General features: G+C 61.7%; 19 protein-coding genes. 14 read left to right on the top strand and 5 right to left on the bottom strand.

The features are described from left to right. The first annotated feature begins 79 nt into the window (after positions 1-79). The 13 genes from SJY10_RS01320 to SJY10_RS01260 all read left to right on the top strand — a co-directional run bounded on the left by SJY10_RS01320 (position 80) and on the right by SJY10_RS01260 (position 14,756). Positions 80-1,810, top strand: coding sequence for a heparinase II/III family protein (locus SJY10_RS01320; protein WP_386679215.1), 1,731 nt, complete (start codon positions 80-82; stop codon positions 1,808-1,810). Next, the gene (purH, locus tag SJY10_RS01315; RefSeq protein WP_386679214.1) at positions 1,807-3,393 is read left to right on the top strand and encodes a bifunctional phosphoribosylaminoimidazolecarboxamide formyltransferase/IMP cyclohydrolase; all 1,587 of its coding nucleotides are present in this window, start codon (positions 1,807-1,809) and stop codon (positions 3,391-3,393) included. Before SJY10_RS01320 ends, purH begins: the two co-directional genes overlap by 4 nt. Positions 3,394-3,402: 9 nt before the next feature. Next, complete coding sequence (lspA, locus tag SJY10_RS01310; protein ID WP_386679213.1) at positions 3,403-3,885, top strand: signal peptidase II; 483 nt, start codon at positions 3,403-3,405, stop codon at positions 3,883-3,885. A gap of 78 nt (positions 3,886-3,963) precedes the next feature. Further along, positions 3,964-4,188: a DUF3035 domain-containing protein gene (locus SJY10_RS01305; RefSeq protein WP_386679212.1), complete on the top strand. Its 225-nt coding sequence runs from the start codon at positions 3,964-3,966 to the stop codon at positions 4,186-4,188. Positions 4,189-4,289: 101 nt separating this feature from the next. Further along, positions 4,290-5,705: a M16 family metallopeptidase gene (locus SJY10_RS01300; RefSeq protein WP_386679211.1), complete on the top strand. Its 1,416-nt coding sequence runs from the start codon at positions 4,290-4,292 to the stop codon at positions 5,703-5,705. Then, a complete protein-coding gene (locus tag SJY10_RS01295) occupies positions 5,702-7,015 on the top strand; it encodes a M16 family metallopeptidase (protein WP_386679210.1) in 1,314 nt (437 codons plus the stop codon). The genes SJY10_RS01300 and SJY10_RS01295 overlap by 4 nt, the downstream gene beginning before the upstream one ends. Before the next feature lie 118 nt (positions 7,016-7,133). Then, entirely contained in the window at positions 7,134-8,972 is a 1,839-nt protein-coding gene (mutL, locus tag SJY10_RS01290) for a DNA mismatch repair endonuclease MutL (RefSeq protein WP_386679209.1), read from the top strand. Further along, on the top strand, positions 8,969-10,219 hold the full coding sequence (locus tag SJY10_RS01285) for a DNA recombination protein RmuC (protein ID WP_386679208.1): 1,251 nt from the start codon (positions 8,969-8,971) through the stop codon (positions 10,217-10,219). Before mutL ends, SJY10_RS01285 begins: the two co-directional genes overlap by 4 nt. A 24-nt stretch (positions 10,220-10,243) precedes the next feature. Next, on the top strand, positions 10,244-10,621 hold the full coding sequence (locus SJY10_RS01280) for a hypothetical protein (protein WP_386679207.1): 378 nt from the start codon (positions 10,244-10,246) through the stop codon (positions 10,619-10,621). Positions 10,622-10,719: 98 nt separating this feature from the next. Continuing rightward, positions 10,720-12,018: an NAD(P)/FAD-dependent oxidoreductase gene (locus SJY10_RS01275; RefSeq protein ID WP_386679206.1), complete on the top strand. Its 1,299-nt coding sequence runs from the start codon at positions 10,720-10,722 to the stop codon at positions 12,016-12,018. Further along, complete coding sequence (locus tag SJY10_RS01270; RefSeq protein WP_386679205.1) at positions 12,015-12,767, top strand: DUF1365 domain-containing protein; 753 nt, start codon at positions 12,015-12,017, stop codon at positions 12,765-12,767. Before SJY10_RS01275 ends, SJY10_RS01270 begins: the two co-directional genes overlap by 4 nt. Beyond that, entirely contained in the window at positions 12,764-13,972 is a 1,209-nt protein-coding gene (locus tag SJY10_RS01265; protein WP_386679204.1) for an MFS transporter, read from the top strand. The genes SJY10_RS01270 and SJY10_RS01265 overlap by 4 nt, the downstream gene beginning before the upstream one ends. Before the next feature lie 43 nt (positions 13,973-14,015). After that, positions 14,016-14,756 carry an SDR family NAD(P)-dependent oxidoreductase gene (locus SJY10_RS01260; protein WP_386679203.1) on the top strand — a complete coding sequence of 247 codons (741 nt, stop codon included), beginning with the start codon at positions 14,016-14,018 and terminating at the stop codon, positions 14,754-14,756. Here the strand turns inward: SJY10_RS01260 and SJY10_RS01255 are convergent. From SJY10_RS01255 to SJY10_RS01240, 4 genes are read right to left on the bottom strand one after another with little or no spacing between them, the layout of a single operon-like run. Next, positions 14,753-15,793: a saccharopine dehydrogenase gene (locus tag SJY10_RS01255; protein WP_386679202.1), complete on the bottom strand. Its 1,041-nt coding sequence runs from the start codon at positions 15,791-15,793 to the stop codon at positions 14,753-14,755. The genes SJY10_RS01260 and SJY10_RS01255 overlap by 4 nt on opposite strands. After that, the gene (locus SJY10_RS01250; RefSeq protein WP_386679201.1) at positions 15,790-16,035 is read right to left on the bottom strand and encodes a glutathione binding-like protein; all 246 of its coding nucleotides are present in this window, start codon (positions 16,033-16,035) and stop codon (positions 15,790-15,792) included. Before SJY10_RS01250 ends, SJY10_RS01255 begins: the two co-directional genes overlap by 4 nt. A gap of 6 nt (positions 16,036-16,041) precedes the next feature. After that, the gene (locus tag SJY10_RS01245; RefSeq protein ID WP_386679200.1) at positions 16,042-16,407 is read right to left on the bottom strand and encodes a glutathione S-transferase family protein; all 366 of its coding nucleotides are present in this window, start codon (positions 16,405-16,407) and stop codon (positions 16,042-16,044) included. Positions 16,408-16,418: 11 nt separating this feature from the next. Continuing rightward, a complete protein-coding gene (locus tag SJY10_RS01240) occupies positions 16,419-17,063 on the bottom strand; it encodes a histidine phosphatase family protein (RefSeq protein WP_386679199.1) in 645 nt (214 codons plus the stop codon). A gap of 208 nt (positions 17,064-17,271) precedes the next feature. On the opposite strand from SJY10_RS01240, the gene recQ reads away from it, so the two are divergent. Continuing rightward, a complete protein-coding gene (gene recQ / locus SJY10_RS01235; RefSeq protein ID WP_386684438.1) occupies positions 17,272-19,305 on the top strand; it encodes a DNA helicase RecQ in 2,034 nt (677 codons plus the stop codon). Here the strand turns inward: recQ and SJY10_RS01230 are convergent. Beyond that, a complete protein-coding gene (locus tag SJY10_RS01230; protein ID WP_386679198.1) occupies positions 19,302-19,904 on the bottom strand; it encodes a glutathione S-transferase family protein in 603 nt (200 codons plus the stop codon). The two genes, recQ and SJY10_RS01230, sit on opposite strands and share 4 nt — an antisense overlap. Positions 19,905-19,940: the final 36 nt, after the last annotated feature.

Below are 19,940 nucleotides of genomic sequence, written 5' to 3'. Positions count from 1 at the left end.
CAAGAAGAATGCGAAACCGCAATTCAGAGGCAGCAGCTTGGTCGATCACGACTCATGGCGTGCCCGTCAACGGGCCTTCGTGCACCGCGCACATGCGCGGTGGGCGGCGCGTGCGCGGCCGGCGACTGGTTTCGTGTCGCAGCCTGAACCTCGCAGCATCGGTCACTTCGCCCGTGGACGGCAGCTGCTGGCGGGTAACTTTCTGTTCGCAGGCGTTCTGACGACAGCGCCCGGCGGGTCGATCTGGGCCGCGCAGGGCGACAGGGCGATGGTCGATCAGGAATTGCACAGCTTTGCCTGGCTTGATGATCTGGCCGCCGTCGGCGACGCCCGCGCCCGCCATGCGGCGCAGGCTTGGGTGGCGGAATGGATCGACGCTTTCGGGGACGGCACCGGCCCCGGCTGGACGCCTGACCTGACCGGGCGGCGCCTGATTCGCTGGATCTCTCATGGGGTTTTCCTGTTGCGCGGACAGGACAAGGACGCACAGGCGCGGCTGTTCCGCTCGCTTGGGCAGCAAACCTTGTTCCTGTCGCGCCGGTGGCGCAGCACTCGTCCCGGCCTTGCCCGGTTCGAGGCGCTGGCCGGCATGATCTATGCCGGTCTCTCGCTGGAGGGGATGGAGCATCTGACCGCCCCGGCCATTGCCGCGCTCGCCTCTGATTGCGCCAGCCAGATCCGCGCTGACGGCGGCATCGCAACGCGCAATCCCGAGGAATTGCTGGATGTTTTGACGCTACTGTTGTGGGCGCAGACCGCGATTGAAAGTAGTGAACAGCTTGCGCCGGGTGCGATCACGCAGGCGATCGCCCGGATCGGCCCAACCTTGCGGGCGCTGCGCCATGCGGACGGCGGCCTTGCGAGGTTCCATGGCGGCGGGCGCGGGCTGGATGGGCGGCTGGATCATGCCTTGGCGCAGATCGGCGGCAAAAAAGAGGTCGGCGACGCGGAGTGCATGGGCTTTGCCCGCATCAGCGCGGGGCGCACAACCCTGATCGCCGATGGCGCGCGTCCACCGGAAGGGGCGGCATCGTTGAACGCCCATGCCTCGACCCTTGCGTTCGAGATGACATCGGGACGCCGTCCGCTGATCGTGAATTGCGGGTCCGGCGTCAGTTTCGGCGTAGATTGGCGCAGGGCGGGGCGCGCAACGCCAAGCCATAGCACGCTGGGCATTGGCGGCTACTCATCCTCGCGGCTTGGCCCGTCGGTGACGACAAGCGGCGTGGCGCAGGAAATGCTGGTCGACCTTCCCGATGTGGTGAACTGCATTGTCACCCATCTGGACGATGGCCGCCGGGCAGAGCTGTCGCACGACGGCTTTCGCATCACCCACGGGCTGACCCACGCCCGCACGCTGGAAATGACGACAGACGGTCGCGGTCTGGCCGGAGAGGATTTGTTGACCACCCTAGATGCCCCGGACAAGGAACGCTTTAACCGGGCACTGGATGCAACGCAGATGCAGGGCATTCCCTATGCAATCCGCTTTCATCTGCACCCCGACGTGGATGCGACTGTTGATCTGGGCGGGGCCGCTGTGTCGATGGCGCTGAAATCCGGCGAAATCTGGGTGCTGCGTCATGACGGACACGCCGAATTGCGGCTGGAGCCGTCAGTTTATTTGGAAACAGGGCGATTGAAGCCGCGGGCAGCGCGACAAGTGGTTTTATCCGGCGTCGCAATGGCCTATGCGACCCGCATCCGCTGGTCGCTGGCCAAGGCGCAGGACACACCCGACGTGGTGCGTGACTTGGCCCCTGCGCGCGCGGCGGAGGATGATGACACTGATTTCGGGGACGACACATGACCTTGCAACCCATCCGCCGCGCACTTCTTAGCGTATCCGACAAAACTGGCCTGATTGACCTTGGCCGTGCTCTTGCTGACCGCGGCGTCGTGCTGCTGTCGACGGGCGGCACTGCCAAAGCGCTGCGCGATGCGGGCCTTGATGTGACCGACGTGGCCGAGGTCACAGGCTTTCCGGAAATGATGGACGGCCGGGTCAAGACTCTGCACCCGATGGTTCACGGCGGCTTGCTGGCCCTGCGCGATGACGCGGGTCATGTGAAGGCTATGGATGATCATGGCATCGCGCCCATCGATCTGCTGGTGGTGAACCTGTATCCGTTCGAAGAAACTGTCGCCAAAGGCGGCGACTATGACAATTGCATCGAAAATATCGATATCGGCGGTCCTGCAATGATCCGCGCTGCGGCCAAGAACCATGCCTTTGTCAGCACCGTTGTTGACGTGGCCGACTATGACGCCTTGCTGGCTGAACTGGCCGCGAATGACGGGCAGACCACGCTGGCCTTCCGCCAAAAGCTGGCCCAGACCGCCTATGCCCGTACGGGTGCCTATGACGCCGCTGTCAGCACGTGGATGGCTGGCGCAATTGAACTGGCCACGCCGCGCCGCCGCGCCTTTGCTGGCGAGCTGCGTCAGGAACTGCGCTATGGCGAGAACCCGCACCAGACCGCCAGCTTTTACACCGACGGCACCGGGCGCCCCGGCGTTGCCACGGCGACCCAGCATCAAGGCAAAGAGTTGTCCTATAACAACATCAACGACACCGATGCGGCCTTTGAATTGGTGGCAGAGTTTGATCCTGCAGACGGCCCTGCTGTCGCGATCATCAAACACGCCAACCCCTGCGGCGTGGCCCGCGGCGCAACCCTGATCGAGGCCTATAACAAGGCATTCGATTGCGATCGCACCAGCGCCTTTGGCGGTATTGTCGCGCTGAACATGCCGCTGGACGAAGACACAGCAAAGGCCATCGTCGAAATCTTTACCGAGGTCGTGATCGCCCCCGGTGCATCGGACGCCGCCAAGGCTGTGTTCGCTACGAAAAAGAACCTGCGCCTGCTGACGACGGACGGCTTGCCCGACCCCAAGGCCCCCCAGCTGACCTATCGCCAAGTTGCTGGCGGGATGCTGGTGCAGGACAAAGATACCGGCCACGTCCCCGCCGACGATTTGCGCGTTGTGACTAAGGTGCAGCCATCAGCCGATCAGATGGCCGACCTGCAGTTTGCATGGAAAGTCACCAAGCATGTCAAATCCAACGCCATCGTCTACGTCAAGGATGGCGCAACCGTCGGTGTCGGCGCTGGCCAGATGAGCCGGCTCGACTCTGCCCTGATCGCCGCCAAGAAATCAGAGCGTATGGCCGAAGCGATGGGCCTGCCCCAGCCGCTGACCATCGGCTCTGCCGTGGCGTCTGATGCGTTCTTTCCCTTTGCCGATGGCTTGATGGAGGCCGCCGCTGCGGGTGCCACCTGCGTCATCCAGCCAGGTGGATCGATGCGCGACAGCGAAGTGATCGCCGCCGCAGACGAGGCGGGGATCGCCATGGTCTTCACCGGCATGCGTCATTTCAAGCACTAGGAAACTGTGATGCGATTGGTCTTTTGGGCGGGGTTCTGGACGTTTCTTCTGGATCAGGCGACGAAATATATCGTCGTCCACATGATGAATCTGATGACCCGGCAAGAGATCGATATTGCCGCCCCATTCCTTGTCTTTCAAATGGCATGGAACAGGGGCGTCAACTTTGGCATCGGGGCGGGGGCGGATATGCGATGGGTGCTGATCGGCGTCGCACTGGCGATTTCCGCTGCCGTTCTGGTCTGGCTATGGCGCGCGGGCGGGACAAAATGGACTTATATCAGCGCGGGCCTGCTGATCGGCGGGGCGCTGGGCAACGTAGTTGACCGCGTGCTGTATGGCGCGGTGGCTGATTTCATCAACATGTCCTGTTGCGGTATCAACAATCCGTTTTCGTTCAACGTGGCGGACGTTGCGATCTTTGCTGGTGCCATCGGACTGGCGCTTTTGCCCGATGGGCGCACGCCGCCGGGCAAAAAAACCAAGGCGTGATCGCAGGGTGCACCCAAACGGCGTGACGCGGGCCATTGTCTGCGCTAGAACACTGCGAAGATGAGAATGAGGGTGACTATGCTGCGGTTCGGAATTGGAATGTGCCTTTGTGGGGCGCTGGCGGCCTGTAGCGGCAATCGCGGTGCCACTGGCCCCGACGAATCCAACGTGGAGACCTTTCGTCCGCTGATCATTCCGGCCACGAATGCGCTGCCGGTTCCAACGCCGGGCGGTACAAACCCCGCAGATATGCCGCCGCGCGCGGCCCCTGTCGCCACGGTCAGCCTGCGGCCACCGGTTTAAGGCGGGGCAAGGGGCGTTCATCACAACCCCGTTTGGCTGATTGCGGTCGGGCTGTGAAGGATTAGGTTGGCGATAATACTGACCAACCTTGCAGGATATTCATGACACGCATGCTGGCCGTTCCGTTTCTGTTTCTGGGCCTTGCCCCGTTGCAGGCGCAAACCGCAACCGATACGGCTCAAGGTGCCAGCTATACCGTCGACGGCAAGACGGTCACCGTCACCGCGCCGGTCAAGATCGGCGACGACGTCACCACCTTTACGCTTGATAACGGCATGGAAGTCGTCGTGATCGAAGATCATCGCGCCCCTGTCGTCGTCCAGATGGTCTGGTATCGCGCCGGGTCCGCCGATGAAAAGGTCGGCCAGTCCGGCGTTGCGCACTTTTTGGAACACCTGCTGTTCAAGGGGACGGACAAACTGGCCCCTGGCGAATTTTCCGCCACCGTTGCGGCAAACGGCGGGTCAGACAACGCCTTTACCAGCTATGATTACACCGCCTATTTCCAGCGTGTTGCGGCGGACCGTTTGCCGCTGATGATGGAAATGGAAAGCAACCGGATGGAAAACCTGCGCCTGTCTGAAAGCGATATCGAGACAGAGCGCAATGTCATCATCGAAGAACGCGCCCAGCGGACCGACAACAACCCTGGCGCACTGGCCCGCGAACAGTTCATGGCTGCGCAATACCAAAACCTGCGCTACGGCGTGCCAATTATCGGCTGGAAGCACGAAATGGCAGAGCTGAGCCTGCAGGACGCGCTGGATTTCTACACCCTGAACTACTCCCCCAATAACGCGATTCTTGTGGTTGCGGGCGATGTCCAGCCGGACGACGTGATGGCGCTGGCTGCGAAATACTATGGCGTGATCCCGCCGGAACCGGACCTGCCCCCGCGCCTGCGCCCGACAGAGCCGCCGCAAACCGCGCCGCGCCGCATGACCTATACCGACCCACGCGTCAGCCAGCCTTATCTGGTGCGCAGCTATCTGGCGACCGAACGTAACGCGGGCGATCAGAAAACGGCTGCTGCGCTGGTCTATTTGTCGGAACTGCTGGGCGGCTCGCCTTTCACATCTGCCTTGGGGCAGGCGCTACAGTTCGACACGCAGACAGCGATCTACACCAACGCGGGTTATGATCCGTCCAGCCTTGATACTTCGACTTTTTCGCTCTCTGTGGTTCCATCCACCGGCGTCAGCCTCAGCGAGGCAGAGGCCGCAATGGATCAGGTCGTTGCCGATTTTATGGCCGCGGAAATCGATCCGGCCGCGCTTGACCGGATCAGGAACCAGCTGAACGCGCAGGAAATTTATGCGCTGGACAATGTGCAGGGGCGCGCCCAGCGCTATGGCGCTGCTTTGACACAAGGGCTGACCCTGCAGGACGTGCAGGACTGGCCGCAAATCCTGCAGGACGTGACCGCCGAAGACATCAAATCCGCCGCAGCGCAGGTGTTCGATCTGAACCAATCCGTGACCGGATGGGTCGTCGCTGAAAAGGAGCAAGCCCAATGATCCGCCTCGCCCTGACATTTTGTGCCGCGATGGTCGCCTCGGTCGCGCATGCCGCTGTCGACATCAAACAGGTCACCTCGCCCGGCGGCATCAACGCCTGGCTCGTTGAAGAGCATGGTATTCCATTCACTGCGTTGGAAATCCGCGTTTTGGGCGGCGCATCACTGGACCTGCCCGGCAAGCGCGGCGCGACCAATCTGATGATGGCGCTGATCGAAGAAGGTGCTGGCGATCTGGACGCGCAGGCGTTCCAGACCAAACGAGAGGAGCTTGCGGCCAGCTATGGTTTCAATACCGGCGATGATACGGTCGCAATCAGCGCGCAGTTTCTGACGGAAAACCGCGAAGAGGCGGTGGCCCTGCTGCGCGATGCGCTGATCAATCCACGCTTTGATCAAAGCGCAGTCGACCGGGTGCGCGAACAGGTGCTTTCGAATATCGCAGGGGATGCGAAAACGCCCAGCGCGATTGCCGGTGCCGCCTTTGATGCCGCCGCCTTTGGCGATCATCCTTATGGTACGTCGCTTGACGGGACAGCTGAGAGTGTCACGGCCCTGACCCGCGAGGATATCGTCACCGCCCATGCCAATGCCCTGACCCGTGATCGTCTGTATGTCGGTGCTGTGGGTGACATCACGGCGGATGAACTGGGGGTGATGCTTGACGATCTGTTGGGCGATCTGCCTGCAACGGGGCCTGACATGCCCGCAGATGCGCAATTTGCGCTGGATGGTGGGACGACCGTTATCCCCTATGATACCCCGCAGTCTGTGGCGTTGTTCGGGCACAAAGGGATCGAACGCGACGATCCGGACTATTTTGCCGCCTATATCCTGAACGAAGCGCTTGGCGCGGGCGGCTTCGAATCCCGCCTCATGCAAGAGGTGCGCGAAAAGCGCGGCCTGACTTATGGCGTCAGCACGTTCCTTGTGTCCAAGTTTCACGCCGATCTGATCCTTGGTCAGGTCGCATCGTCCAACGCGACGGTTGCTCAGGCGATTGATGTGATCAAGGCGGAATGGGCCCGCCTGGCCGAGGACGGCATGACGCAAAAGGAGTTGGACCGCGTCAAAACCTATCTGACCGGTGCCTACCCGCTACGGTTCGACGGCAATGCGGAAATCGCCGCGATCCTTGTTGGAATGCAGATGATTGACCTGCCGCCGGAATATGTCGTGAACCGCAACGACATGCTGAACGCCGTAACGCTGGATGATGTAAACCGTGTGGCGCAAGAGTTGTTGCAGCCGGATAACCTGCACTTTGTCGTGGTCGGCCAGCCCGAAGGGCTGGAGGCGCGCGCGAACTAAAGCCCGCCATCCAACAACTTTGAACCGCCAAAGAATTTCATGAAAATTCTTTGGCGGGGACAGGGCGGTCCGGTTTTGCCCCTCGCAGAATCGGGGGCCGACTGCTATCTGTTGTGGCATGCAAACCGCTTTCCCCCAGATACGCCAAGATACGCGTCCCGTGATCCGTCAACTGGACGAATCCGCAATCAATCGCATTGCCGCGGGCGAGGTTGTGGAACGACCTGCCTCTGCCGTGAAAGAACTGGTCGAAAACAGCATTGACGCCGGTGCGACGCGGATCGATGTAACCATCGCCGATGGCGGCAAGACGCTAATCCGTGTCGTCGATGACGGTTGCGGAATTGCGGCAGCTGATCTGCCACTTGCCCTGTCGCGCCATGCCACGTCCAAGATTGACGGCACCGACCTGTTGAATATCCATTCCTTTGGCTTCAGAGGAGAGGCCCTGCCATCCCTTGGCGCTGTCGGACGGCTGACAATCACTAGCCGCGCGAGTGACGAGGGCGCCAGCGTCCATGTCGCGGGTGGCCGTATGGGTGACGTCCGTCCTGCTGCCTGCGCGCGGGGCACGCAAGTCGATCTGGCAGATCTGTTCTATGCGACGCCGGCGCGGCTGAAGTTTCTGCGCACGGATCGCGCCGAAACACAGGCCGTTGTGGATGTGATCCGCCGCCTTGCTATGGCAGAACCCTTTGTCACCCTGATCCTGCGCGATGCGACGGGGGGCGATACGCGCACCTTGTTCCGCGCCGACGGTGAAACCGGCGATATGTTCGACGCGCTCGGCGGGCGGCTGCGGGCTGTGCTGGGGCGCGATTTTGCGGACAATGCCCTGCCGCTGGATGCCGAACGCGACGGCTTTCATCTGACCGGCTTTACGGCCTTGCCGACCTATTCCAAAGGGGCTGCCGTCGCGCAGTATCTGAACGTCAATGGCCGCCCCGTGCGGGACAAGATGCTGTTGGGTGCCGTGCGCGCCGCTTATATGGATGTGATGTCGCGCGACCGGCATCCGGTCGCCTGCCTGTTTATCGACTGCGACCCGACGCTGGTTGATGTGAACGTCCACCCCGCCAAGTCAGAGGTCCGCTTTCGCGATCCGGCCTGCGTGCGCGGGCTGATCGTTTCTGGGATCCGGCATGCGCTGGCCGGGGCCGGGCACCGCAGTTCGTCCACTGTCGGCCATGCCGCTTTGGGCGCAATGGCTGCGACGCCTGCACCTGCGGCCGCGCCGCGCATCTATCAGATGGACCGACCCTCTGCCGCGCCCCGCTTTACTGCCGCGTCAATGACATTCCAGTCGGGCTTCGCCGAACAACCCTCTGCCCGGATCGAGCCGGAGCCGGACACCAGTGCCGCGCCAGAACCGCAGCACCTGCCGCTTGGTGCTGCGCGGGCGCAGCTGCACGAAAACTACATTCTGTCCCAGACCGAAGCAGGCCTTGTTATCGTAGACGCCCATGCGGCCCACGAACGGCTGGTCTACGAGCGGCTAAAGGCGCAGATGGCGGATAGCGGCGTCGCAGCCCAGGCGCTGCTGATTCCGGAAATAATTGATCTGACGCCGACAGAAGCAGCCCTTTTGCTTGAAGCGGCTGAAGATTTGTCGCGCCTTGGGCTTGTGATTGAACCCTTTGGTGGCAGCGCGATTGCGGTGCGCGAAACGCCTGCGATCCTCGGGACTGTTGACGCCCGCCGCCTTGTGCTGGACGTGCTGGATGCCCTGCAGGACGGCGGCGATACCGCCCCGCTGCAGGCGCGGATTGATGCAATCCTGTCGCGGGTGGCCTGCCACGGTTCTGTACGCACAGGGCGCCGCATGTCCGGGCCGGAAATGAATGCCCTGCTGCGAGAGATGGAGGCAACCCCGCTTTCCGGCCAGTGCAATCACGGCCGGCCCACGTCGATCACACTGTCGATGGCAGATATCGACCGGCTGTTCGGGCGCACATGATCCAGATCGGGACGCTGACCGTTGATCTGACCGATCCGTTGGTGCTGGCCGCATTGTTCGCTGCCTTTGCGCTGATGCTCCTGTTCTGGCTGCTGATCGCCGCCGCCCGCCGCGCGGCGCAGACGACGCAAACTGTCGATGCACTGGCCGCGCAACTGGGGCAGCTTGGCGATTACATGCAGGCGCTGGGCAACGGTCAAAGCCAGCTTGCGGGCAACATCCAGACCGTCAGCGATGCGCAGGGGGCGGCGCAGATGCGTATCATTCAGACGATGGAAACGCGTCTGGCGCAGGTCAATGCACAGATGGCGGAAAAGCTGGCGGACAACGCGTTGAAATCCGCACGCAGCATGTTCGATCTGCAAGAGCGGATGAAGGAAACGCTGACCGGCAGTTCTGAAAAATCCACCAAGCAGTTGATCGAACTGCAGGAACGGCTTGCCACTATCGACAAGGCGCAGTCCAATATCGAAAAGCTGTCAGGCGATGTGCTGTCCTTGCAGGATATCTTGTCGAACAAGCAGCGGCGGGGGCTCTTTGGCGAAATTCAGCTGACCGACATCGTGTCCAAGGCGTTGCCGGCGGACAGCTATACGCTTCAGCATACGCTGACGAACGGCAAGCGGGCCGACTGCCTTGTGCATTTGCCAAATCCGCCGGGACCCATCGTCATCGACGCCAAATTTCCGTTCGAAGCCTACGAAGCCTTGTCCCGCGCTGAAACGCCAGAGCTACAAAAGCTGGCCCTGCGCGATCTGGGGCTGGCGGTGCGGGTGCATATCAAGGCGATTTCCGAAAAATACATCATCGAGGGCGAGACGGCAGACGGTGCCATCATGTTCTTGCCATCAGAGGCGGTTTATGCCGAACTGCATGCCCGCCTGCCAGAGGTGGTGCGCGCGGGTTTTGATGCGCGGGTCTGGATCGTGTCGCCCACGACCTGCATGGCGACCTTGAACACGATGCGGGCCATCCTGAAAGACGCACGCATGCGCGCCCACACTAACGAAATCCGCAAGAACTTGAAGCTGCTGCACCGTGATGTGGAACTGATCGGTGAACGGGCTGGCAAACTGGAACTGCATTTGCGACAGGCAAGCGAAGATGTGTCCGGTGTGATGACCGCTGCGACGCGAGCAGGCAAGCGCGCCGACAGGCTGGACAATTTCGATTTTGAGGAACTGTCGCCAGAGGGCAGAAGTGACCCTTTGCCTCTTGCGCCAGCGCAGGTCAGCGGCCAAGACTGACGCCAAGCCCGAAAGGAACGCGATATGAAATACGCTTTGACGACCCTTGCCGCCTTGCTGCTTGGGGCCTGCACCGGTCCGCTATCCGATGCGCCGAACGCAACCGGTGCCGCCTTTACCGACGCTTTTGCCGATACGCCGTTCGAAGACGGTGCCGCGGTGACAGTCTTGGTGCGCGACACCGACCCGCTGCGAACGATCCAAAGCTTTAAACTCGTGCCTTGTCAGGGCGGCAAAGCGGTTTGTGGCGGCTCTTCCAGCGGCGCGGCTGGCGTACTGACGCTGGAAGGCGGCCAGTATGTCGTGCGCGGTGCTTATGCTGGGCGCGATTTCTACCTGGATCGCAACGGCGATGGCTTTATGGGGCGGGGCAGCGTGCTGACGCCGCTTGCTTGGAACTAAGCCTGCGACAGATTACCACAAGAATTTCTGAAACCTTTTGTCCCGCCCCTGCGTGGCATGTGTCATGACACATGCCAAAGCCCGAGACGGAGCCTGTAATGCCATTTGAGACTTCCACACATCTGCCCCGCAAGATCGCAGTGATCGGGGCGGGCATTTCAGGCATGGGTGCGGCGCATGCGCTGGCCCGCGATCACCGCGTCGTGTTGTTCGAAGCAGGCAACCGCCTTGGCGGCCATGCCCGCACACGTATGGCCGGCCCGCAAAAGGACACGCCGGTCGATACCGGTTTCATCGTGTTCAACTATGCCAACTACCCGCATCTGACGGCCTTGTTCGACCACCTGTCGGTGCCTGTTGTCAAAAGCAACATGAGCTTTGGGGCGTCCTTTGACGGCGGGCGGCTGGAATATGCGCTGACCTCGCTGGATGCGCTGTTCGCGCAGCGCCGCAACGCGGCGAACCCTTATTTTCTGCGCATGATCCGCGACGTGCTGCATTTCAACAAGCATGGCCTTGCCGCCTGTCAGGATACGGACCTGACCATCGGCGGGCTGCTTAAAAAGCTAAAGCTGTCTGACTATTTCCGCGATCTTTATCTGCTGCCGTTTTCCGGCGCGATCTGGTCGACGCCCAAGGAAAAGATCCTTGATTTTCCGGCATATGCGCTGCTGAAATTTTTCGACAACCATGCGCTGCTGGGGGCCACCGGCCAACACCAGTGGTACACGGTTGAAGGCGGCAGCACCCAATACGTTCGCCGTCTGGGCGACGATCTGGAACAGCGCGGCGTGGATGTGCGCCTTGGTGCGCCCATCGGCGCTGTGCAGCGCACCCCGGCGGGGGCGCAGGTCCGCGCCATCGGGGCAGAGTGGGAAGATTTCGACGAGGTCGTCTTTGCCACCCATTCTGACGATACACTGTCCTTGCTGGCGGACGCGACGCCGGATGAACGTGCGATTTTGGGGGCCGTGCGGTATCAGGCGAACAGTATCGTGCTTCATTCCGACACTGCGATCATGCCCCAGCGGCGCAAGGTTTGGGCATCCTGGATCTATACGGAAACCGCGCAAAAGCGCAGCGACCAGATTGATCTGACCTATTGGATGAACTCGCTGCAGCCGTGGCTGACCGGAACCGATTACATGGTGACGTTGAACACGACGCGGACAATCCGCGAAGAACTAATCTGGGATCAGACCAGCCTGCGCCACCCCGTCTATGACACCGCCGCGCTGGCTGCGCAGGACAAGGCCCGCGCCTTGAACGGTGCTAACCGGACGTGGTTCTGCGGCGCTTGGATGAAAAACGGCTTTCACGAGGATGGCCTGTCGTCGGCTTATGACGTTGTCACAGCCCTGAACGCGGCAAAGCGGCAGGAGCTGGCCGCCCAATGACCAGGATCGATCATATCGCGGGGCATACGTTCCACAGCCGCAAAGGTGCGGTCAAGAACGCCTTTCGATATGCGATCGACTACGTAATCTGCGATGCAGAGGCAGAGGTGCCTACCCCGTTTCTGTTCGGGCGCAATGCTGGCGGTGTGATGTCGCTTCATGACAGCGATCATGGCGGCGCGATCAAGGGGGGCACCGGGGCGGCATGGGTCCGCGCCGTGCTGGCCGCGAACGAAATCGCACTGACGGGCCGGATCGATTTGCTCGCGCAGCCGCGCGTGCTGGGGCATGTGTTTAATCCTGTCAGCTTTTGGCTGATCCATGATGACGCCGGCGTGCTGCGCTGCGTCATTGCCGAGGTTGGCAATACCTTTGGCGACCGCCACTGTTACCTGTGCCGCAGCGCGAACCTTGCGCCGATTACAAAGGGCGTGCCGCTGACGGCGGATAAGATATTCCATGTTTCACCTTTCCAGCCAATCGAAGGTGGATATGTGTTCCATTTTGATATTTCACCGGCTTCAGTCGATGTGCGCATCGACTACACCCGCGGCGCAGGTGGCTTAATTGCCACGCTGACCGGTGCGCGCAAGCCGCTGACCAACGGTGGAATCATCAAGGCGATCCTGCGCCGCCCTTTCGGCTCTCGCCGCGTGTTGGCGCTAATCCATTGGCAGGCGATCAAGCTGTGGTGGAAGGGCGCAACCTTTCGACCCTGGACGAAACCACCAACCGACGACGTGACATGACCCGGCTGCCCGCCTTTGCGCTGTTCGCGGCGATCATCAATGCCGCGGGACTGCCTATCTATATCTACGCACCAAAATACTATGCCGATACCTACGGCGTCAGCCTGACGGCCCTTGGCGCGTTGTTGGCGGCGTTGCGGCTGGTGGACGTGGTGCAGGACCCGGCGCTGGGCTGGATCAGCGAACGGCTGGACAAGGGCAAGGCCTGGGCGGTTACATCAGGCGTGCTGCTGTTGGCGGCAGCCATGTTAAGCCTGTTTGCCGTGCCGCCGCCCATTGCGCCGCTGTGGTGGTTCGGCCTGACCGTCACCGCGCTATTCAGCGCCTTTTCATTTTTGACCATCAACTTTTACGCCCAAGGCATCGCGAAGGCGGGCGCAGATGGCCATGTGCGGCTGGCAGCCTGGCGCGAAACGGGGGCCTTGCTGGGCATCTGTGCCGCCGCCATCGCGCCGACGTTTCTGATGGGCACCGTTGCCGCCCCCTTTGCCGTATTTGCCTGGGGCTTTGCGGCGCTGGCATTGCTGGCTGCCGCCGTGATGTGGACCGAATGGCAGGGCCGCACTGTGGCAGAGGCGACGCCGATCCGCACGATCCTGTCCGACACCATCACCCGCCGTCTGCTGCTGCTGGCCTTGGTCAACGCGACGCCGCTGGCGGTATCATCCACGCTGTTCCTGTTTTACGTCGACAGTCGCCTGCAAGCCCCGGGATGGGAAGGTCCCTTGCTTGTCCTGTTCTTCCTTGCCGCGGCCCTGTCATCCCCCGTCTGGTCCGCCTTGGCGGCCCGGTTCGGGTCAAAGCCTGTGTTGCTGGCGGCGATGGCGCTGGCGGTGCTGTCCTTCGGATATACCCTGTGCCTGGGTGCGGGGGATCAAGTTGCCTTTGCCGTGGTCTGCGTCCTGTCCGGGGCATCCATTGGTGCCGACCTGACGCTGCTGCCCGCGATGTTCGCGCGGCGCATGTCGACAGTGTCGCCCAATGGCGGGCAGGGCTTCGGGCTATGGTCATTGGTTAACAAGCTGACACTGGCCTTTGCCGCGGCCTTGCTGCTACCCTTGCTGGAACAGGCAGGCTTTCGGTCCGGCGGCGACAGCGCGGCGCAGGCGCTGACCCTGCTGACGTGGCTTTATGCGGGCGTGCCCTGCGCGCTCAAATTACTGGCAATTGCGCTCTTATCAGCCACCCGGCTTGAGGACGCCTGACCCGAACCTATTTGTAAAGACAACAAAGACAGGAGAGTGCGACGTGGACTGGCAAGGCAAAAAATACTGGATCGTAGGTGCAAGCGAAGGTCTGGGCCGCGCACTTGCGCATAAACTAAGCCGTGTCGGTGTCGAAGTCGTCGTCTCTGCCCGGTCAGAGGATCGCCTCAAGTCGCTTGTCGATGAACTGCCCGGCAAGGCCAGTTATGTCACCGTCGATGTGTCCGATCTGGACGCGGTCGAAGCCGCCCGCGCACAGGTCGGAGAGATCGACGGCGTTGTCTATCTGGCGGGCGTCTATTGGCCGATGGAATCTACCGCTTGGGACAACAAGCAGGCAGAGGCGATGGCCAATATCAACTATCTTGGCGCGTCCCGCGTGGTGGGCAGTGTCATCAATGATTTTACCGCCCGCGATCAAGGCCACATCGTCGTGACATCCAGCCTGACCGCATTCCGCGGTCTGCCGGGCACGATTGGTTACACCGCGTCGAAAGCTGCCGTCATGTCGCTGGCGGAATGTATGTATGCTGATCTGCGCAAGACTGGTGTGAATGTGCAGGTGGTCAATCCGGGTTTCGTGAAAACCCAGCTGACCGACAAGAATGACTTCAATATGCCTTTCATCATGGAACCCGAAGAGGCGGCGACCGCCATCTTCGAGCATATGAATAATCCGGAAAGCTTTAAGAAAAGCTTTCCGATGGTGTTTTCCTGGCTGTTCCGCTTGGGGCAATTCCTGCCGGACTGGGCTTATTACGGTATTTTCCGCCCCAAGGGTTAAGCGATCGCCTGATCGAACAGTTTTGACGCCCGGGCCCAGACGTCAGATCCGGGCGCGCCGAGGTGCAGCAAAAGCTGCGCCGCAAAATCGGCAGAGCTTTCCAGCGGCATCAGCGACGGCAGGTTGTCGATAGCCGTAACATCCAGCACGGGCGCGTCATGCACCCGCAGTGCCGGTGCGTCCCAGGTCGTCACGCGGTCATAGACCTTGATGGGGGAAAAGTCGCTGTCCGGATCGCAGGCGATATCGCCGATGACGGTCAGCTTGCGCTCTGCCGTCTTTGCGCTGGCCGGCACAAAAACCGGCGTGCCGGGGCGGGCAAGGATACAGTTCAAGAACAGATCCCGCGTCAGGATTTGCGGGAAGGGACCGCCGCTGGCTGTTTCTGACATGTCCCACAAAGTCGTAGCGACGCCCATATCGCGGCACAGATCGGCCGCGCCCGTGCCGACCCGCCCCAACGCACCGATGATCAGCGCAGACGGGGCGGGGGCGGCGATTTCAACCATTTCGCCATGCAGATCGGCCAGCAGGTCAGCCTGCGTTGGCACCGCGCGGACCGGTCCCATGACGCGACCCTGCTGCTGCGCCATCCAGCACATCAGACTGACTGCTGAGCCAGCGTAACCGGCCCAATACCCAAAGGCCGCAACCCTGCGGCCTGTGTCATCGGTCAGATATTCCAGATCAAGCAGGCGGCCGCCGCCCGATTTGAAACGGTCCAGCAGGATGCGCCCGTCGGGTTGGCCTTTGTAGGCGTGACCGAACATAATGTGGGTGTGGCGCAGAGGCGTGCCATCGGCGGGCAGTTCTTTCAGCCCGAAAATCAGCGCATCAAGGGGGGCGTCCACCCATGCGCCTTCCGCTGCGATTTCGGCACCTGCGGCGGCGTAGTCGGCAATGGGAACGATGCGCTGGGCGCTGTGTTCGACCGTGACGCGTAGGCCTGCCGCGATCAGCGCAGCGACCCCGTCGGGCATGATGCCGACGCGAGCCTCGTGGTCGCGGCTTTCAGCGCGGACCCATAGATGTGTCATGGTATCATGCCTTTCACGCGGGCGTTACGGACCGCATAGCGGTCGTTCATCATCAGGTGGTGTGCAGACAGTTTGGGAAACTGCGCGATGTCCACCTGCAGGCGGGTCGCAAATTCCGTCAGCACGAAAAGCCACGGATCGGCCAGCGTCAGGCTGTTGCCGATGGCAAAGGGGGCGTAGTCCAGATGCCCTTCAAGATAGGCCAGCGATGCCGCCATCGTGTGCGGTGCCTTAGCCGTCATATCGGCCTAGGAAGATTCCAGATCCGCCCAACGCGGCCCCCGCATGGCATGGGCATAATTCACATGCACGGTGGATGCGAGGTAGTACATCGTTTCCCGCATTCGCGCCGCCTGAAAGGGTACGGCGGGGATCAGATGGGGGCCATGCTGGGCTGCAAGGTATTCAAGGATCGCGCCGGTTTCGGTCAACACGCCCTGCGGCGTTTGCAGCGTCGGCACCCGTCCCTTTGGATTCAGCGCAAGATAGGCGGGCGATTGCTGCGCGCTTTCGCGAAAGTCGACGAGGATAGGGGTATATGGGACCTCCAGTTCTTCGAGGATGATGGCAGTCGCGGCGGAAATCGTCAGGGGATTGTAATGCAGGGTCAACATTGGCGCGGCTTTCAGTAGAATGTGCGCTGGTCCGCCCGGGCGGCGGTGTCCAGGTGGGGGGCGCTGTTGTAGCAGGTTAAAAGCGGCCCGTGATCGGTGACCTGAATGCGGTGCACGCTGGTGTTCAGGATCGGCAAGGCGACACGGGACATTTGCGGAATATCAAGCCCCAGCACGTCGGAAATCGCCTGCGCGATGATCCCGCCTGACGACACGCAAAGCACGCGTTTGCCAGGCTGGGCCGCCATCGCCATCACATCGCGCACGCGCTGGCGAAAGTCGTCGTAATATTCGGCCCCGCCGATTTCACCGGCCCGCCATGCGGTCAGAGTCGCCGGGAAATGCGTCACGAAATCGTCCGGGCTGGTGCGTTCGGTGCCGTGTTTCGCCTTCATCTCGTGTGTGAGGTCGTAATAGGCAATTTCGTTCAGGCGCGGATCGCTGGGCGCGTCGGCATAGCCAAGGCCCGCGATGGTTTCGCGCTGGCGGCGCAGCGTGCCGGACAGCACGACATCATAAGGCCGGTCATGTTCGCGCATCCATGCGCCCAGCCAGGCAGCTTGTTTGTGACCCAGATCAGAGAGGCGGTCATATTCGGCCTCTGTCGTGGCTGCGGAATTAGCCTGGCCGTGGCGGACCAGCGTGATTTCACCCATCGTGCGGCTCCTTGTCTTTGGCGTTGGGTTAAGCGGTTGCGCCCCTGATGGCAACGGTGTGGACGGGGCGGGCGCGGACCCTCCGGGGGGAGTTTATCCGGCCAGATGAATGGGAATCACATTGCCTTGCAGTGTGGCGTTCGGGACTTGTTTACAGATTCCCGGCATGAAATTGTGCGGCCTCAGGCACAAGAGGGTTATGGTACAGATGCAGGCCGACACGCTGCTGCGCGATGTCTTTGGATTCGACGGGTTTCGTCCCGGTCAGGAAGAGATCGTGGATGCCGTGGTGGCGGGGCAGAATACCCTTGCGATCATGCCGACGGGTGGCGGTAAGTCACTGTGTTTCCAGCTTCCTGCCTTGGTGCGGCCCGGTGTGACCGTCGTGATATCCCCGCTGATTGCGCTGATGCGCGATCAGGTGCGCGGGTTGCAGGCGGCGGGTGTGGCGGCGGGTGCGCTGACCTCTGGCAATACCGAGGAAGAGACGGACGCGGTCTGGGCGCAGCTGGCGGCGGGCACGCTCAAGCTGCTGTATATGGCACCGGAGCGGCTGGCGTCCTTTGGCACCCAGCGCATGTTGCGCGAGGCGAATGTCACGCTGATTGCCGTGGACGAGGCGCATTGCGTCAGTCAGTGGGGGCATGATTTCCGCCCGGACTATTTGCGTATCGGCGAGCTGCGCGAGATGCTGGATGTGCCGCTGGCGGCCTTTACCGCGACAGCCGATGCAGAAACGCAGGTCGAGATTATTCAAAAGCTGTTCGCCGGGCAGCAACCGGCGACATTTCTGCGCGGGTTTGACCGGCCGAATATCCATCTGGCCTTTGCCGTGAAAGATAATCCGCGCAACCAGATTTTAGGCTTTGCCGCCGCGCGAAAGGGGCAGTCCGGCATCGTGTATTGCGGTACGCGGGCGAAGACGGAAACCTTGTCGCAGGCCCTTGGGCAGGCGGGGCATTCGGCCTGTTATTACCACGGCGGCATGGATGCGGAAGCGCGCCGTGATGTGGAGCGGCGGTTCCAGCAAGAGGATGGCTTGATCGTTACCGCGACCGTAGCCTTTGGCATGGGTATCGATAAGCCGGATATTCGATGGGTTGCGCATGCCGATCTGCCCAAGTCAATTGAAGGTTATTATCAGGAAATCGGGCGCGGCGGTCGGGACGGCGAGCCGGCGGAGACACTGACGCTTTATGGTCCAGAAGATATTCGCTATCGCCGCCAGCAGATTGACGAGGGGATTGCCCCGCCGGAACGGCGCGCAGCCGATCATGGGCGGCTGAATGCGCTGCTTGGGCTGGCGGAGGCGCTGGAGTGCCGCCGTTTGAACCTGCTGCAATATTTTGGCGAAAACCCGAAGCCCTGTGGCAACTGTGATCTATGCGACAAACCGGCGGAGTTGTTCGATGCGACGACGCCTGTGCGCATGGCCTTGTCCGCCGCCCTGCGGACCGATGAATGGTTCGGCGCGAACCATTTGATCGACATCGTGATGGGCGCGGATACGGCCAAGATCCGCGAACGCGGACATGATGCGCTGCCGACCTACGGCGTTGGCAAGGAATACGACAAACGTCAGTGGCAGGCGATTTTCCGTCAGATGATGGGGCGCGATTTGTTTCGCCCTGATCCGGCGCGGCATGGGGCATTACGCATGACCGACGTCGCCATCCCGATCCTGAAGGGCGAGGAAAAGATCACGCTGCGCAAAGATACGATCACGAACGCCAAGTTCAGCCCCGCCGTCCGCGCCATGGTCAGCGAGGAAGATGCGCCGCTGTTGTCGGCGTTGAAGGCCAAGCGCCGGGCACTGGCAGAGGCGGCGGGCGGCCCTGCCTATATCATTTTCAACGACAAGACCCTGATCGAGATGGCAGAACGCAAGCCCGCTAATTTGGACCAGATGGCCCGCATCGGCGGCGTCGGTGCCAAAAAGCTGGAGAGCTATGGCCGTGCGTTTCTGGAGGTTATCGCCGGTGCCGTAGACGAGGTGCACCCCGCGCGGCTGAAGCTTGCGGGGCGCAGTGAGGGTGCAGTCTATGATCGCCTGCTGGCTGTGCAGGCGGATCTGGCGCGGGGGCCGGACGGTTTGGACAAACCGATGAGCTGTAGCGCCGCGCAGCTGGCCAAGGTAGCCCAACTGCGCAGCGCCGATAGTGGTGCCGTGGCCCGCGTGATCGGTGATCGCCACGCGGAACGCTTTGGCGATGCCTTTCTGGTAGTCCTGTCGGACGGTTAAGCGGCCAGCTTGGCGTCATAGGCCGCTGACTGCTGTGCGCTGGGCTGGGCCTGACAGCGCGCCAGCCAGTCCTGCACGACCCGTGCTTGCGGCGCAAAGGACGGCATCCACTGGAACGGAGAGCTGACCAGAAGGTCGGCGGCGGAGAAGGTATCACCCAACAAATAGGGCTGATCGGTCAGGGCGGCGGTCAGGGCGTCGCCCAGCTCGTGCGCGCCGCGGAAATTGCTGTGCAGACCGGGGTGATCAAGGCCAAGCAGGGTTGTGACCATCACGGGTTCCAAAACGGCACCGTAATAGGCCAGCCAGGATAGATAGGCACCGCGGCTTGCATCGCCGGCAGCGGGGGCAAGGGGGCTTGGGAACAGTTCTGTCAGGTATTGGATGATGGCGGCGCGTTCGCGGATCGCGATGCCGTTATGGACAAGCAGTGGCACTTTGCCTTCGGGGTGGGGGTTGGCCGGGTCGGGGGCACCACTTCCGTCCTGCTTTACGATATCGACGATGCGGATATCAATCTTGTCCATCACATCCAGCGCCATCAACAGTTGGATGATGCCGGTCGAGCGGGTGAAGGGGGCGTGATAAAGCGTCAGCATGGTTTTTCCTTTTCAAGTGCTGTGTGATGGCCCTTT

Origin of the sequence: Loktanella sp. R86503, from assembly GCF_042466455.1 — a bacterium.
Classification (GTDB): domain Bacteria; phylum Pseudomonadota; class Alphaproteobacteria; order Rhodobacterales; family Rhodobacteraceae; genus Loktanella.
This window is presented reverse-complemented; position numbering and strand designations above follow the sequence as displayed.

Excerpts from the sequence above, each read along its gene's own strand:
- lspA (WP_386679213.1), top strand. The coding sequence starts at position 3,403 with ATGCGATTGGTCTTTTGGGCGGGGTTCTGGACGTTTCTTCTGGATCAG.
- SJY10_RS01240 (WP_386679199.1), bottom strand. The coding sequence starts at position 17,063 with ATGGGTGAAATCACGCTGGTCCGCCACGGCCAGGCTAATTCCGCAGCC.
- SJY10_RS01250 (WP_386679201.1), bottom strand. The coding sequence starts at position 16,035 with ATGACGGCTAAGGCACCGCACACGATGGCGGCATCGCTGGCCTATCTT.
- recQ (WP_386684438.1), top strand. The coding sequence starts at position 17,272 with ATGCAGGCCGACACGCTGCTGCGCGATGTCTTTGGATTCGACGGGTTT.
- SJY10_RS01300 (WP_386679211.1), top strand. The coding sequence starts at position 4,290 with ATGACACGCATGCTGGCCGTTCCGTTTCTGTTTCTGGGCCTTGCCCCG.
- SJY10_RS01275 (WP_386679206.1), top strand. The coding sequence starts at position 10,720 with ATGCCATTTGAGACTTCCACACATCTGCCCCGCAAGATCGCAGTGATC.
- mutL (WP_386679209.1), top strand. The coding sequence starts at position 7,134 with ATGCAAACCGCTTTCCCCCAGATACGCCAAGATACGCGTCCCGTGATC.
- purH (WP_386679214.1), top strand. The coding sequence starts at position 1,807 with ATGACCTTGCAACCCATCCGCCGCGCACTTCTTAGCGTATCCGACAAA.
- SJY10_RS01270 (WP_386679205.1), top strand. The coding sequence starts at position 12,015 with ATGACCAGGATCGATCATATCGCGGGGCATACGTTCCACAGCCGCAAA.
- SJY10_RS01245 (WP_386679200.1), bottom strand. The coding sequence starts at position 16,407 with ATGTTGACCCTGCATTACAATCCCCTGACGATTTCCGCCGCGACTGCC.
- SJY10_RS01295 (WP_386679210.1), top strand. The coding sequence starts at position 5,702 with ATGATCCGCCTCGCCCTGACATTTTGTGCCGCGATGGTCGCCTCGGTC.
- SJY10_RS01305 (WP_386679212.1), top strand. The coding sequence starts at position 3,964 with ATGCTGCGGTTCGGAATTGGAATGTGCCTTTGTGGGGCGCTGGCGGCC.
- SJY10_RS01285 (WP_386679208.1), top strand. The coding sequence starts at position 8,969 with ATGATCCAGATCGGGACGCTGACCGTTGATCTGACCGATCCGTTGGTG.
- SJY10_RS01255 (WP_386679202.1), bottom strand. The coding sequence starts at position 15,793 with ATGACACATCTATGGGTCCGCGCTGAAAGCCGCGACCACGAGGCTCGC.
- SJY10_RS01280 (WP_386679207.1), top strand. The coding sequence starts at position 10,244 with ATGAAATACGCTTTGACGACCCTTGCCGCCTTGCTGCTTGGGGCCTGC.
- SJY10_RS01230 (WP_386679198.1), bottom strand. The coding sequence starts at position 19,904 with ATGCTGACGCTTTATCACGCCCCCTTCACCCGCTCGACCGGCATCATC.
- SJY10_RS01265 (WP_386679204.1), top strand. The coding sequence starts at position 12,764 with ATGACCCGGCTGCCCGCCTTTGCGCTGTTCGCGGCGATCATCAATGCC.